Consider the following 15,175-nt stretch of genomic DNA (forward strand, 5'->3'; position numbering starts at 1 on the left):
CTTTTCCACAGTTGAGCGCTTTCCAAACAATAACAGAAGGGAGTCATTTGCCTAGGCCTTGAAGCTATTGAAGGCTTTCTGGAGCTTTCTTTTTTTATGAAAAAAGAATCAAAACACCTTTTTCAGTGAATAACGAGATTAACGGCTTTTTCCGTTTTTACGCGCTATGTGAATTTGTTATAATGTTTAAATGGTAACAAACGAATGGAGGAACGTATGACGTGTACGATGTAACGGAGTGGAAGCATGTCTTTAAACTCGACCCAAATAAAGATTTGCCTGATGAACAGCTGGAGATTCTTTGTGAATCAGGAACGGATGCGGTCATTATCGGAGGAAGCGATGGTGTGACAGAGGACAATGTCTTGCGCATGATGTCAAAGGTGAGACGGTTTTTAGTGCCGTGTGTCCTTGAGGTGTCAGCGATTGAAGCGATCGTTCCCGGCTTTGACTTATATTTTATTCCGAGTGTACTAAACAGCAAAAACGCGGACTGGATTGTCGGAATGCACCAGAAGGCCATGAAGGAATACGGAGAACTGATGTCTATGGAAGAAATTGTGGCGGAAGGCTACTGCATCGCAAATCCGGATTGCAAAGCGGCTGCATTAACTGAGGCGAATGCCGATCTGAGTGTTGACGATATTGCCGCCTATGCGCGTGTGTCTGAGCTGCTGCAGCTTCCCATTTTTTATTTGGAATACAGCGGTATGCTTGGAGACATAGAAGCCGTGAAGAAAACGAAGGCTGTATTGGAAACGTCCACCCTGTTTTACGGCGGCGGCATCAAGGACGCGGAAACGGCAAAGCAGTTTGCGGAGCATGCGGACGTGGTTGTTGTAGGCAATGCGGTGTATGAAGATTTTGACCGGGCTTTAAAAACAGTAGCGGCTGTGAAAGGCGAGTAGTAAATTGTACGGATTTGGTTTATGATAGAACATATGTTTTGTATAGGCGGGTGAACGAATTTTGAATTACATTAGCAATCAATTATTAAGCGGATTAAACCCTGTTCAGCAGGAAGCTGTAAAAACAACGGACGGGCCCCTCTTGCTGATGGCGGGAGCGGGAAGCGGAAAGACGCGTGTTCTGACACACAGAATCGCTTTTTTAATGGCGGAAAAACATGTGGCGCCGTGGAACATTCTGGCGATCACATTTACAAATAAAGCGGCACGAGAAATGAAAGAACGTGTGGAAAGCATTCTCGGACCGGGCGCGGACGATATCTGGATTTCCACATTCCACAGCATGTGCGTGCGGATTTTGCGCAGAGATATCGACCGGATCGGGATCAACCGCAATTTCTCCATCCTTGATACGGCGGACCAGCTTTCGGTCATCAAAGGGATTTTGAAGGAACGCAATCTTGATCCGAAAAAGTTTGATCCGAGAAGCATCCTGGGCACGATCAGCGGTGCGAAAAACGAATTGACCGAACCGGAGGAATTCTCTAAAGTTGCCGGCGGTTATTACGATCAGGTGGTCAGCGACGTATATGCTGATTATCAGAAAAAGCTTTTGAAAAACCAGTCGCTCGATTTCGACGATTTAATTATGACAACGATTAAACTGTTTGACCGTGTGCCGGAAGTGCTTGAATTTTATCAGCGCAAATTCCAGTACATCCATGTTGATGAGTACCAGGATACGAACAGAGCCCAATACATGCTTGTTAAGCAGCTTGCGGAGCGTTTCCAGAACCTTTGCGTGGTCGGGGACTCGGATCAGTCGATCTACAGATGGCGCGGCGCGGATATCGCCAACATCCTTTCGTTTGAAAAAGATTATCCGAACGCAAGCGTGATTTTGCTTGAACAAAACTACCGGTCAACGAAACGGATTTTGAGCGCGGCTAACGAGGTCATCAAAAACAACTCAAACCGCAAACCGAAAAATCTGTGGACGGAAAACGATGATGGCGTCAAAATTGCTTACTACCGCGGAGATAACGAGTTCGGCGAAGGACAGTTTGTTGCCGGTAAAATTTATCAGCTTCACAGCTCAGGCAAGCGGAAGCTGTCGGATATCGCCATTTTGTACAGGACAAACGCCCAGTCCCGTGTAATTGAGGAAACGCTTCTCAAAGCTGGCTTGAACTATAACATTGTCGGCGGCACAAAGTTCTATGACAGAAAAGAAATTAAAGACATTCTCGCGTACCTGCGCCTCGTATCCAACCCGGATGACGATATCAGCTTCACACGTATTGTCAACGTGCCGAAGCGCGGAGTCGGCGCCACTTCACTTGAAAAAATCGCTTCGTATGCGGCGATGAACGGCTTGTCGTTTTTCCAAGCGATTCAGCAGGTTGATTTTATCGGCGTCAGCGCTAAGGCGGCCAACGCGCTCGACAGCTTCAGACAGATGATTGAGAACCTGACCAATATGCAGGACTACTTGTCTATTACAGAGCTGACAGAAGAAATTCTCGATAAGACCGAATACAGAGAAATGCTGAAGGCTGAGAAATCAATCGAAGCGCAAAGCCGTTTAGAAAACATCGACGAGTTCCTGTCTGTCACGAAAAACTTTGAACAGAAAAGCGAAGATAAAACACTCGTTGCGTTCCTGACAGATTTGGCACTGATCGCCGATATCGATCAGCTCGACCAGAAAGAAGAGGAATCCGGCGGCAAGGATGCGATCACGCTGATGACGCTGCACGCCGCAAAAGGGCTGGAGTTCCCGGTTGTTTTCTTGATGGGGCTTGAAGAAGGCGTCTTCCCGCACAGCCGTTCACTGATGGAGGAAGCGGAAATGGAAGAAGAGCGCCGCCTTGCTTACGTTGGGATTACAAGAGCGGAGCAGGAGCTTTATCTGACCAACGCCAAAATGCGCACCTTGTTTGGCCGAACAAATATGAACCCGGAATCTCGCTTTATTGCTGAAATACCGGATGAATTATTGGAAAACCTAAATGAGAAAAAAGAAACGAGAACGCCGTCTGCGAGAAAAATGCAGCCGAGACGCGGCCCTGTTTCACGTCCGGTATCCTACGCCGGCAAAACAGGCGGTGACACCTTAAACTGGGCAGTTGGAGATAAGGCCGGCCATAAAAAATGGGGAACGGGAACTGTCGTCAGTGTGAAAGGCGAAGGAGAAGGGACGGAGCTTGATATCGCCTTCCCGAGCCCTGTCGGCGTAAAACGCCTATTAGCGGCATTCGCTCCTATTGAAAAGCAGTAATTGAAGAGGAAAGGAAGAAGCAGATGGACCAAGAAACAGCGAAGCAGCGGGCAGAAGAACTGCGCCGCACCATCAACAAGTATAGCTATGAATATTACACCTTAGATGAACCGAGCGTCCCTGATGCCGAATACGACAGATTGATGCAGGAGCTGATTGCGATCGAGGAGGAGCATCCAGTCCTCAGAACGCCTGACTCTCCTACGCAGCGTGTCGGCGGAGCCGTGCTTGAAGCGTTCCAGAAAGTCACTCACGGCACGCCGATGCTCAGTTTGGGCAACGCCTTTAATGCCGATGATCTCCGTGATTTCGACCGCCGGGTGCGTCAGGCGGTCGGTGACGATGTGGCGTATAATGTGGAGCTGAAAATAGACGGTCTTGCTGTTTCTCTCCGTTATGAAGACGGCTATTTTGCCAGAGGCGCCACAAGAGGTGATGGCACGACTGGTGAGGATATTACGGAGAATCTGAAGACGATCCGCAATATCCCGCTCAAAATGAAACGTGGTCTGTCCATCGAAGTGCGCGGCGAGGCGTATATGCCGAAGCCTTCGTTTGAAGCGCTCAATGAGGAACGGATCAAAAATGAAGAAGAACCGTTTGCCAATCCGCGAAATGCCGCCGCGGGCTCACTCAGACAGCTCGATCCGAAAATTGCGGCGAAACGAAATCTCGATATCTTCGTCTACAGTATAGCGGAGCTTGATGAAATTGGGGTGGAGACGCAAAGCCAGGGACTTGATTTTCTCGATGAAATCGGATTTAAAACGAATCAGGAACGACAAAAATGCCGCAGCATAGAAGAAGTCATCGCGCTGATCGATGAGTTTCAGGCTAAGCGCGCTGACCTCCCGTATGAAATTGACGGCATCGTCATTAAAGTAGATTCCCTCGATCAGCAGGAGGAGCTCGGTTTTACGGCGAAAAGCCCGCGCTGGGCCATCGCGTATAAATTTCCTGCTGAAGAGGTCGTGACAAAGCTTCTCGATATCGAATTAAATGTCGGCAGAACGGGTGTCATTACGCCGACCGCGGTTCTCGAGCCGGTAAAAGTTGCCGGCACAACGGTCTCAAGAGCATCCCTGCATAATGAAGATTTAATTAAAGAGAAGGACATTCGGATCTTGGATAAGGTCGTCATCAAAAAAGCGGGCGATATCATTCCGGAAGTCGTAAACGTCCTAGTTGAACAGCGCACGGGAGAAGAAAAGGAATTCAGCATGCCGACGGAATGTCCGGAATGCGGAAGCGAGCTCGTTCGTATCGAAGGAGAAGTGGCGCTCCGCTGCATTAATCCTGAATGCCCGGCGCAAATCCGGGAAGGGCTGATCCATTTCGTTTCCCGCAATGCCATGAACATTGACGGGCTTGGCGAACGAGTCATCACACAGCTGTTTGAGGAGAACCTTGTTCGCAATGTGGCGGATTTGTATAAGCTGACAAAGGAACAGGTCATTCAGCTCGAACGAATGGGAGAAAAGTCCACTGAAAACCTGATCGGCTCCATCCAAAAATCAAAAGAAAATTCGTTAGAACGCTTGCTATTCGGGCTCGGCATCCGTTTTATCGGCTCAAAGGCCGCAAAGACGCTCGCTATGCATTTTGAAAGTTTGGAGAACCTGAAAAAAGCTTCCAAAGAGGAGCTTCTCGCGATCGATGAAATCGGTGAAAAAATGGCTGACGCGGTCATCACTTATTTTCATAAAGAAGAAATGCTTGATCTCTTGAATGAACTTCAGGAGCTGGGCGTAAACACACTCTACAAAGGCCCGAAAAAAGTAAAAGCAGAGGACAGCGATTCTTACTTTGCCGGTAAAACAATTGTTCTGACAGGAAAGCTGGAAGAACTGTCTAGAAACGAAGCCAAAGCGCAAATCGAAGCGCTCGGCGGAAAGCTGACTGGAAGCGTCAGCAAAAACACAGACTTGGTCATCGCCGGAGAAGCGGCGGGAAGCAAGCTGACAAAAGCGCAAGAGCTGGACATTGAAGTGTGGAATGAAGAGCAGTTAATAGGAGAGCTAAAGAAATAAGAGGAGTGTTTTCTATTGAAAAAGACGTTGGCAATGGCGGCAACGGCGGCAGTGTTAATGCTGTCTGCCTGCTCGTCAGGTTTTGGGGGGGAGAAGGAGGAAGAGATCACGCAAAAGACAGCGAAATCGTCAGAAAAAGCGATTGTCCCGAAATATAATATCTCTGACTCCTATTACAAAATGGTGCTGCCATTTAAGGCGGGAAAAGCGCGAGGCTTGACGACGGAACAGCTGAATACAAGACTGGACATTGATGAGTTTGAAACAGGGCTGATGCGTCTTGCCCAAGATTCTTTCTCGACTGAAGATTACCTGTTCCAAGAAGGGCAATATTTAGATGAAGATACAGTATTAAGCTGGCTGGCACGGAAAAAAACAGGCTCAGATCTGAAAAAAGCCCAAAAAGAAGATAAAGACTTCAAAAATGAAGGATTGAACCCGGCGCTGCCAAACTCCGGTTCAACAGAAGAGAAATACGAAAGCAGCCCGGTTTATTTAGCGTCCATGCTGGAGCACGATTATTTAGTCAGAAAAGACAAGAATTCCATCCAGCTTGGCGGCGTGATGATCGGACTGGCGTTGAACTCTGTGTATTACTATCGTGAAAAAACAGGCGACCCTCAAAAAGAGGTGGAGATTAAGGACAGCACGCTCCGCAAACAGGGAGAAAAAATCGCACAGGAGGTCATTAACCGCCTCCGTAAAAAAGATAACCTGAAGAATGTGCCGATCACCATCGCGCTTTACAAGCAGGCGTCAAAAACATCGATTGTACCGGGGAACTTCATCTCCAAAACAGAAGTCAAAGCAGGCTCCACGGATATCTCGAATTGGGATGACATCAATGAAACTTATGTTTTTTATCCGGCGGATACAACCACAGCAGAAAAATACCCGGATGACACCGAGGTCTTTAAGCGGTTCAAAAACTCAATCGAAGAGTATTTCCCGAACTACACAGGCGTTGTAGGTGCAGCGTTGTATGAAAATGATGAAATGACGAAAATGAAGATCGACATTCCAATGCAATTCTATGGAAAAAGTGAAGTCGTCGCGTTTACCCAGTTCTTAACGGGTGAAGTGATGGATTACTACTCTAAGAGCTCACTTAATCTTGAAGTGAATATCAAATCTTCAGATGGACAGGAAGCGGTCATTATCCGCAATGCAGGAGATAAAGAGCCGACTGTTCATATTTATGACTAAAATAAGGTAACCCCTTGCGTCGCAACGGCGCTGGGGTTATTTTGCGTTTATGTTGAATTTAGGTATCATTGGAGAGGGTATATATTTATGTTATGATGTTCTAAAAATAGAAAAGGGTTGAAATTATGAAAAATAAATCCTTTTATTTCATATGGGCGGGTCAATCAATTGCCAATTTAGGGGATTCTCTATATGTGCTGGTTCTGACCCTATTCACCTATCAAGTCACAGACTCAGCTTTTTTGGCATCGCTTGTGGCTATGATGCAATTTGTCGGACAGTCATTAAGCGCAGTATTTATACCTGTTTTTATTAATAAATACAGGCTCAAACAAATTTTGATTTTTTTGCAGCTGACGCAAACTATTCTTTTATCTTTGCTGCTTGTTATATTTATCATAGATTTTAAATCTATTTTTATCTTTTTTTTAATCGTATTTTTCATGTCGCTGTTAGATGGAGGAACCATCCCGGTCAGAAATTCTATGATTCCCCGTTTTGTTCCCAAATCCATGCTGTTGAAAGCAAATAGTCTTGTATTAACCTCTGATCAAATCGTGCTCTTGCTCGGTTGGCTGCTCGGCGGCATTTTGATCAAATGGCTAGGGCCCCAATTGCTTTTAATGCTGACTTTTGTGCTTTATGGCACTTCGACAGTGTCTCTATTTTTTGTCAAGGATGCCGGGAAAGGAGATGCTGAAAAAGAAGAAAATGAGTCTTTTATTGATAAAATCTCAGCTGGCTGGAAAGCGATTTATCAAATGCCTGTCATCAGAATGCTGACTGTTCTAGAACTTTTATCTATGTTTGGCAGAAGCATTTGGACTGGGGCCATCATTCTTGTTTATGTCGATGAAGTGCTTCATAAAAGTGAGACATGGTGGGGATTTATTAATGCAAGCTATTTCGCCGGCACCATTACAGGCGGTTTAATTGTATGGAAACTTTCGAAAAACATCAGTGGAAAACTGTTCTCAATGATCTTATGGACATCACTTGCCATAGGCGCTTGCACATTATGTCTTGCACTAAACAAGTATGCGCTGGCATCCCTGCTTTTTGTCTTTATTCTGGGACCATCATTTCAGCTCAGGGGGATTGCGATCAGAACGTATGTACAGGAGAACATAAACGAAACAATGCTGCCGAAAATCCTGTCTGCTCAGCATACAATAAGTACATTTGTATACGGCGCTTCCATCTTAATTATGAGCAGTCTTACTGATTGGCTTGGTGTGCAATATGTCTTTTTCTTGAATTTTATCATTTTTACTGCTTCAGCACTTCTATCAATAAAATTAAAAAATGAACAAATATAGACAATATATTATGTCCAGCGTGACGTCCAGCATACGTGTTTGACATATCTAACTGCTTAAAAACGTACTCAGCCATATATTGCTTGTACGGCTGGCCTGATGCCTGTTCGATGATATATCCCAGCACATCATAATTGATTGTGGCATATTCAGATGTACTTCCCGGTTTATGGCTAAGCTCAACTCCTCTTAATCCCTTCGCCGTTTTCCCCAAGGCATCTTCTTTTGAATCAACTTTGATATCAGCTATCGATAAAAAAGGAATCCCGCTTGTATGATGCAGCAGCTGATCAATTGTGATATCTACTTTCTTTCCGTCATAAACTGGATAAAATCCGCTGATATACCGGTTGACAGGGTCATTTAGGCTGATTGCCCCCGAACGTACAAGCTTAAGTACACCCAGTGCAGTAAACGCTTTAGAGGATGAGCCCATCTCAAATAATGTCGAAGTAGTTACAGGGCGGCTACGCCTTTCGCCGGCATAACCAAATCCCATTTCATATACAACATCATCTCCTTTTACCACTGTCATAGAAATACCGGGTATTCCGCTTTTCTTCATTTGCTTTTCAATCAGGGCGTCAGCGCTTATCAACTGGCGTCTAAGTGTTTACCTGCCCGCCATCCCAGACTAGAATTGACAGACAAAAACATAAAACCATCCATACGTTTCTCATCATTTGAACAAAGAATTCAATTCTTCAATAGATAATGAGGCGGTCTCGAAATCTGATGGCGTATATTCGACAGACTCTTGTTTACAACAATGTTCTGCCAGCTCCTTCAGCTGTACAGAAAACTCATCTAAAAGCTGTTCCATATCTCCTGTTTGATAAAGATCGCTGCAGATTAAATCCAACGTTAGCTGTCCGTCATAGATTCCCGCTGTCAAATCAAGACTGATTGTCAAATCATTTTCCGGTGATGACTCGGCTCCTGAATTTAAATAGGTTATCCGGTATTCTGATTTGTCTGCTAAAAAACGGTCAACTTCTCCTAGATCACCTGATCACGGACGGTGTATCATGGAAAATTTTGATTGATGATTTTCTTACTCTTTTACATTCAATAGATAAGAAGGAAGAGAGGAGACTTCCTTTAAAGACACATTCTTATCAAAAATTTTCAGATTCGATCCATGAATATGCTAATTCGCGTGAAGCGGAAGAAGAATGCAGCTATTGGGATGAAAAAGTGAAACAGATTGAGCCTCTCTATGAGGCTTGTTCGGAAAATTCCAAAGTTAAAAATAGCTTAAAACTGAAACGGGCTTTGAGCCGCCAGATGACTCAAAAACTGCTCAGTCCTTGGAGTTTAAGGATTCAGGCAGAAACCGCGCCTTTTCTGAATTTTTGGCTGCACATCGTTTTAAGAAAGAGACGGGTCCGTTAAAAACGGTTTATCACATATCAGCCGATGAGGTAGAGGATCAAAGCAGGCATATTGAATGGGCATCCTCTTTACAGCCTTCGTCTGGCAAAAAGGAGAAAGCGATTGCGGATGACGGATTGCAACCCGCTTTAATGGAAAACACAAGCGCTCATTGGGAAGTGCTACATGCTGAAAAATCCTTGCATTCTCCATATTTACTGGCCTTAGATACTCATCAGCCGAAGCATTTGCGGGCGCTGCTAGTAAAGGAACAATTAGGAGCTGAAACAGAAGATAGCGGACCGAAGACAGAACAGCAAAAAATACTTGTGGACATTTGGAAGGAAATCCTCCACTTGGATTATGTAGGAATTGACAACGATTTCTTTGATTTGGGAGGAAATTCGTTGCTCGCTGTCAAAATGGAAGTAGAGATGGAAAAGAAAGGCTGGTATGTTGATGAGTTGAATCATGCGAAAAAACACACGATAAGGGAATTATCTAAATATATGAAGAGGGAGAATCAGCATGCATAAAGATATTAAAGCAATTTTTGATGAAGATAAGGTTTTGGCAGAAGCTGCCGTTATATATGGATTTACTAGAGATCAAGTACAGTTTTTAGCGGATGCGGAAAACTATGTGTATGAGTTTGCCAAAGACAATGAATCTTATATTTTAAAGATTACACACACGATTCGCCGGTCGCCGGATTATATAATGGGAGAGATGGAATGGCTCCACCATCTTGCTGAAGGCGGGCTTTCAGTCGCCAAACCAATTCCGTCGTTAACCGGTAAAGATGTTGAGGAAGTGCCGGACGGAAACGGCGGAGCATTTTTATTGAGAGTCTATGAAAAGGCGCCGGGTCATAAAGTAGACGAATCGGAGTGGAACGAAACCCTATTTTTCGAGCTTGGCAGATATACAGGGAAGATGCACAGCCTGACAAAAAGCTATAAACTGAGCAATCCTAGATTTAAAAGACAGGAGTGGGATGAAGAAGAGCAATTAAAGCTCAGAAAATATGTTCCCGAAGATCAGACAAAGGTTTTTCAAGAGGCGGACGATTTAATGAATGAGTTGCGTCAATTGCCAAAAAACCGTGACAGCTACGGCCTTGTTCACGCAGATCTTCACCATGGTAATTTTAACTGGGATCATGGTAAGATCACTACATTTGATTTTGATGATATTGGGTACAACTGGTTTGTGAATGATATCAGCATTCTCCTTTACAATGTCCTATGGTATCCAGTCGTCCCATATGAAAATAAAGCAGCCTTTACAGAAGAATTTATGACGCATTTTATAAAGGGATACAGGGAGGAAAATGAAATTGCCGCCGAGTGGCTCAAGAAAATCCCGGATTTCCTCCGTCTGCGCCATATGCTGATTTATGGATTGCTGCATCAAATGTTTGACCTTGATTCAATAGGAGAAGAAGAAAAAGAAATGCTTAAGGGATTCAGAAACGATATCGAAAATCAAACGCCGATAACCGAATTTGACTTTTCGAAGTTAGCGTAAGAAATTTGCGCCGATCCCCTTATTAAAAAACTCCGGCTGTGAGCCGGAGTTTTTTATATTTGTTCTAAAATAGCAAAAATGTTTTTCGCCTGCTGCGTATTGTCGATGAGCCCCTTCCATTTTCCCTTTCCCGGTCCGTAAGCATAAACCGGTACGTCTTCACCGGTGTGGGCTAACGTTGTCCAGCCTGAAAAAGACCGTTTATCAAAAATCAATTGAATGCTTTTTTGGACAGCAGCTGTATTTGATTGTGAGGCTGCGTTTTTCACCTGATTTATCTCATTTTCCGTTAGCTTCATATTAATATAAGTGCTAAGCACCTTCTCGGCATCTTGGCCTTCAGCGATCTTCTCTGCCATATAGCCCGGCGTTTTTTTAGCGGCGATGATTAGGGAAGGATCCCATTTATAGCCGGTCTCGCGCGTCATTCCCTCTGCACCGTAAGAGAAACCGCCTGTAGAGTGATCAGCTGTAATAATAACCAGTGTTTCTTTATCTTTTTTCGCAAAATCCAGAGCAGCTTGAACAGCTTTCTCGAAATCTTCCATTTCGCTCAGAGCGCCCACCACGTCATTTTCGTGGGCTGCATTGTCTATATTGCTTCCTTCCAGAAGCATAAAAAAACCGTTTTCGTTCTTCTGTAACTGGGTGAGTGCCGCTTCTGTCATGTCTTTTAGAGAAGGTGTGCTGTTCTCTCTGTCAATCGCTTTATCTAATTCAACTTCTCCAAACAGTCCGAGCAGCTTATCGTGCTGGTTTTTTTTCAAGTCTTGCTTTGTGTTCACATAATGATAGCCGTCTTTTTGGAATTCTTCAGCAAGATTTCGGTCTTTGCGAATGAAATATTTCGCTCCGCCTCCGAGTAAAACATCAACCTTATGAGAACCATTAATACGTTCATCATAGAATTGGTCCGCAATTTCAGTGTAGTTTTTCCGTGAGACGTTATGTACACCGAAAGCAGCGGGGGTGGCGTCGGTTAAGTCCGAAGTCACGACGAAGCCGACGGACATCTTGTTCTCTTTGGCAGCTTCTGTTACGCTTTTGAGCTGCTGATGTTTGTTGTCTACTGCAATCGCATCATTATATGTTTTCGTTCCGGTTGCCATGGCGGTTGCAGCAGCCGAAGAATCAGTAATATTGTCTCTGGGATCGTTAGGATGTGTCATCTGCATGCCTGTTAAATAAGGGTCCCATGCTGTTTGGACGGGGGTATTCAGCTTTTCGCTTTTTAATGTCCTATAGCTGTTAATCATCGGCATACCCATTCCATCTCCGATGATTAAGATCACATTTTTAGGGTTCTTGCTGCTTGTCTTAGATGATTGAGAATGAGGAGAGGATATGAATTCTGTTATGGCGAAAACACTTAAGAAAGCAGTCAAAATGAGGGTGACAGTTACTGTAAAACGCGCTTTGGTAATAAGAAACATCTCCCTTGTTATATTTATTTACTAATATGTATTTTATTTGAAAATGATAGAGACTTCAATGCTTTTTTCGATAACAGCGAAAAGCCAATAGGGAATCTAACCCCATTGGCTTTTACAATGTATCACATTTTACGCCGACTACGCCTTCAATGTCTTTAATGTCATAGTAGACATCGGTCGTGTACCTGTTTTTATGAACGCGGACCTTGACTTCCATGATTGGAAATTCCTTTTCACCCAGGTCATCGATCCGGACGGAGTGCGTTTTAATATCTTTTCTTTTCATTTCTTTTAAAATATCTGTCATTTTGTCTTTATCCGAAAGCGACATTCTGATGCGGATGTCTTTTTCCTGCAGGCGGTCGGGACCGATTTTTCTGATCGCCCATGGTAAAAATTCCACGCTGATCAGGATGAACAGAAGACTGGCAAAGGCTTCTTTATAAAACCCGGCTCCGGTTGCCAGCCCAAGCCCCGCTGCACCCCAGATCATAGCTGATGTTGTCAGGCCGGAAATGACGTCGTTGCTTTTCCGCAAGATGACACCGGCACCGATAAATCCGACGCCGGAGATAATTTGGGCCGGGAGACGCAGCGGGTCCATCATAATGCGATAGTATTTAGGGAAATGATATGCCGCATTAATACTGACGATCGTGAGCATGCATGAGCTGACGGCGATAACGATACAGGTTTTTAATCCGAGCGGCTTATTTTTTAATTCGCGCTCAAGCCCGATGACCATGCCAATCAATGTGGCAATGCCCAATTTTAATAAAATATCAGGATCAATATACCAGCTCAACAGCAACTTCCCCCTTCTCTAAGGTGTTTTTAAATAAATATGATTTTCTCACAGTATTTATAGCAAAACAAGAGCACAAAAGCCACCAAGCGGTGCTTGATGGCTTATTGCTTACTTTTTGCGTTTTAACAGCTTTTCCATGACACCGAATAATCGATACGAGGCTTTTGCAGGACGTTTCGTGATCAAGCTGCCGATAATACCCGCGATCATACTCAGGAAAAATCCAGGTATCATTTCATAGAGGCCTGTAGAGTCAGCTAAACCAGTTGTAATCCAAATTAATACTGTCGCAGCTCCGACAACCATGGCTGAAAGAGCGCCCCATTCAGTCATCCGTTTCCAATACAGACTCAGAAGAATGGCAGGCCCGAAAGCAGAACCGAATCCGGCCCACGCATACCCAACTAAATCAAGAATCGTACTGCTCGGATTCAAGGACATCAGAATCGCAATGACCGCGATAATGAGCACTGACAGACGGCCGGTCATGACCAATTCTTTATCTGATGCTTCACGTCTGAAAAATGTCCGGTATAAATCCTCTGTCATGGCGCTCGCTGTGACCAGAAGCTGAGAAGAGATCGAACTCATAATCGCTGCTAAAATAGCAGACAGCAAAAATCCCGTAATCAATGGATGGAACAATATTTTAGAAAAAATAATGAAAATCGTTTCAGGATCACTTACAACTACTCCGAATTTATGTGCGTAAGCCACACCGACCAAACCCGTTAAAGTTGAACCGAGAATGGAGATCACCATCCAGCTCATCCCGATTCTGCGCGCGGGTTTTAAATCTTTGATATGCTTAATCGCCATAAAACGGATGATGATATGAGGCTGACCATAGTAGCCTAAACCCCAGGCCAAATAAGAAATAATGCTAATGACGCTCGCGCCTTTAAAAATATCCAATAGCTTCGGGTCCACGGCTGAAATCTCATGTAAAGCAGGAGAGACGCCGCCCAGCTGGGTAAAAGCAACGATCGGCACAAGCACTAGTGCTGCAAACATGATCGCACCCTGTACAAAGTCAGTCAGACTGACAGCAAGGAAACCGCCAAACAGTGTGTATAACACGACAACGCCCGCAGTCAGCAGGAGTCCAAGTGTATAATCGGCTCCAAAAGCAGATTCAAATAATCTTCCGCCTGATACCATACCAGAAGACGTATACAATGTGAAAAAGATCATAATGATCAAAGCTGATACAATTTTAAGCACTGATGAAGAATGCTGGAATCTTTTATCAAAGAAATCGGGAATTGTAATCGCGTCATCCGCCGCTTCCGTATACGCTCTAAGACGCGGAGCCAAAAGAAGATAATTCGAATACGCGCCGATTGTCAAGCCGAGTGCAAGCCATAATGTCGACAAACCTGTGGCGAACATGGCCCCCGGAATTCCCATCAGCATCCATCCGCTCATATCCGCCGCACCGGCAGACAAAGCAGTGACAAACGGGCCGAGTCCTCTTCCCCCAAGCATGTAATCGTTGATATCAGTTGTTTTCCTAAATGAATACCAGCCGATTAACAGCATGGCAGTAAAGTAAATTCCTAACGATATAATAATTTCAATACTCACGTTTTACCCTCTCTTCAATCCTATAAATGTGACATCACCTCTCCAATTGATGGTGCCAGTTAAGTCTGGCGCAAGTGTGACCTATTTTGGTGCACTTGTTAACTTAACCTAACAAAGTATTCCCGGCCATTCAAGCGATGAAACTTTCAGCAGCAGTAAGAAATACCGCTGAAAACCTAGAAGGGACTAAGAGATAAAGCGCTTTCATAAATGAATAAAATTAAAAATATTCAGAAAAATATTTTGTTTCTCCTTCGTCTCTTTTTAGTATAAAATATATGAGGTATTGTCTCGAAAACACAGGCCTGTTCCAAGGCGTTTTGTTGCTTTAAAGGGCTTGTTTTTGATATGATCAGTATTATATGACTTAACGGAGAAATATGTGGAGGTGGACCAGATGTCACGAATTTCAATAGAAGAAGTAAAGCACGTTGCGCACCTTGCGAGACTTGCGATTACAGAAGAAGAAGCAAAAATGTTCACTGAACAGCTTGACAGCATCATTTCATTTGCCGAGGAGCTTAATGAGGTTAACACAGACAATGTAGAGCCTACAACTCACGTGCTTCAAATGAAAAATGTCATGAGAGAAGATGAAGCGGGTAAAGGCCTTCCGGTTGAGGACGTTATGAAAAATGCGCCTGACCATAAAGACGGCTATATTCGTGTGCCATCAATTCTGGACTAAAGGAGGGACAC

The 15,175-nt window shown here is 44.3% G+C and carries 14 protein-coding genes; 9 read left to right on the forward strand and 5 right to left on the reverse strand.

The features are described from left to right. Window positions 1-221 precede the first annotated feature (221 nt). The 5 genes from ABZM97_RS03695 (at window position 222) to ABZM97_RS03715 (ending at window position 7,744) form a co-directional block, all read left to right on the forward strand. Window positions 222-908: a heptaprenylglyceryl phosphate synthase gene (locus ABZM97_RS03695; RefSeq protein WP_087991357.1), complete on the forward strand. Its 687-nt coding sequence runs from the start codon at window positions 222-224 to the stop codon at window positions 906-908. Window positions 909-969: 61 nt separating this feature from the next. Then, window positions 970-3,189: a DNA helicase PcrA gene (gene pcrA / locus ABZM97_RS03700; protein ID WP_367387230.1), complete on the forward strand. Its 2,220-nt coding sequence runs from the start codon at window positions 970-972 to the stop codon at window positions 3,187-3,189. A 23-nt stretch (window positions 3,190-3,212) separates the two neighbouring features. Continuing rightward, a complete protein-coding gene (ligA, locus tag ABZM97_RS03705; protein ID WP_253268879.1) occupies window positions 3,213-5,219 on the forward strand; it encodes an NAD-dependent DNA ligase LigA in 2,007 nt (668 codons plus the stop codon). 15 nt (window positions 5,220-5,234) lie between these two features. Next, the gene (locus tag ABZM97_RS03710) at window positions 5,235-6,425 is read left to right on the forward strand and encodes a CamS family sex pheromone protein (protein ID WP_087991360.1); all 1,191 of its coding nucleotides are present in this window, start codon (window positions 5,235-5,237) and stop codon (window positions 6,423-6,425) included. A 125-nt stretch (window positions 6,426-6,550) separates the two neighbouring features. Beyond that, window positions 6,551-7,744 (forward strand): MFS transporter, encoded by a 1,194-nt coding sequence (locus tag ABZM97_RS03715; protein ID WP_087991361.1) that lies wholly within the window; start codon window positions 6,551-6,553, stop codon window positions 7,742-7,744. Here ABZM97_RS03715 and ABZM97_RS03720 read toward each other — a convergent pair. Together ABZM97_RS03720 and ABZM97_RS03725 are read right to left on the reverse strand one after the other, a co-directional pair. After that, a complete protein-coding gene (locus ABZM97_RS03720) occupies window positions 7,695-8,309 on the reverse strand; it encodes a serine hydrolase domain-containing protein (protein WP_367387231.1) in 615 nt (204 codons plus the stop codon). The two genes, ABZM97_RS03715 and ABZM97_RS03720, sit on opposite strands and share 50 nt — an antisense overlap. 114 nt (window positions 8,310-8,423) lie before the next feature. Next, window positions 8,424-8,657 carry a hypothetical protein gene (locus tag ABZM97_RS03725; RefSeq protein ID WP_367387232.1) on the reverse strand — a complete coding sequence of 78 codons (234 nt, stop codon included), beginning with the start codon at window positions 8,655-8,657 and terminating at the stop codon, window positions 8,424-8,426. A gap of 14 nt (window positions 8,658-8,671) precedes the next feature. Here ABZM97_RS03725 and ABZM97_RS03730 point away from each other — a divergent pair, with 14 nt between their 5' ends. The 3 genes from ABZM97_RS03730 to ABZM97_RS03740 are packed head-to-tail and all read left to right on the forward strand — an operon-like array spanning window position 8,672 to window position 10,648. Continuing rightward, window positions 8,672-9,139, forward strand: a complete 468-nt coding sequence (locus tag ABZM97_RS03730) for a condensation domain-containing protein (RefSeq protein WP_367387479.1) — start codon at window positions 8,672-8,674, stop codon at window positions 9,137-9,139. After that, a complete protein-coding gene (locus ABZM97_RS03735) occupies window positions 9,055-9,654 on the forward strand; it encodes a phosphopantetheine-binding protein (RefSeq protein ID WP_367387233.1) in 600 nt (199 codons plus the stop codon). Before ABZM97_RS03730 ends, ABZM97_RS03735 begins: the two co-directional genes overlap by 85 nt. Next, the gene (locus tag ABZM97_RS03740; RefSeq protein WP_333518771.1) at window positions 9,647-10,648 is read left to right on the forward strand and encodes a phosphotransferase enzyme family protein; all 1,002 of its coding nucleotides are present in this window, start codon (window positions 9,647-9,649) and stop codon (window positions 10,646-10,648) included. The genes ABZM97_RS03735 and ABZM97_RS03740 overlap by 8 nt, the downstream gene beginning before the upstream one ends. A 53-nt stretch (window positions 10,649-10,701) precedes the next feature. On the opposite strand, the gene ABZM97_RS03745 is transcribed toward ABZM97_RS03740, so the two are convergent. The 3 genes from ABZM97_RS03745 to putP all read right to left on the reverse strand — a co-directional run bounded on the left by ABZM97_RS03745 (window position 10,702) and on the right by putP (window position 14,476). Then, window positions 10,702-12,081 (reverse strand): alkaline phosphatase, encoded by a 1,380-nt coding sequence (locus ABZM97_RS03745; protein ID WP_367387234.1) that lies wholly within the window; start codon window positions 12,079-12,081, stop codon window positions 10,702-10,704. 112 nt (window positions 12,082-12,193) lie between these two features. Then, on the reverse strand, window positions 12,194-12,892 hold the full coding sequence (locus ABZM97_RS03750) for an MgtC/SapB family protein (RefSeq protein WP_087991375.1): 699 nt from the start codon (window positions 12,890-12,892) through the stop codon (window positions 12,194-12,196). A 105-nt stretch (window positions 12,893-12,997) separates the two neighbouring features. Then, entirely contained in the window at window positions 12,998-14,476 is a 1,479-nt protein-coding gene (gene putP / locus ABZM97_RS03755; RefSeq protein ID WP_148963519.1) for a sodium/proline symporter PutP, read from the reverse strand. Between the two features lie 397 nt (window positions 14,477-14,873). On the opposite strand from putP, the gene gatC reads away from it, so the two are divergent. Further along, entirely contained in the window at window positions 14,874-15,164 is a 291-nt protein-coding gene (gene gatC / locus ABZM97_RS03760) for an Asp-tRNA(Asn)/Glu-tRNA(Gln) amidotransferase subunit GatC (RefSeq protein WP_087991377.1), read from the forward strand. The last annotated feature ends 11 nt before the right edge of the window (window positions 15,165-15,175 follow it).

It is taken from the genome of Bacillus vallismortis (genome assembly GCF_040784915.1).
GTDB lineage: Bacteria > Bacillota > Bacilli > Bacillales > Bacillaceae > Bacillus > Bacillus subtilis_G.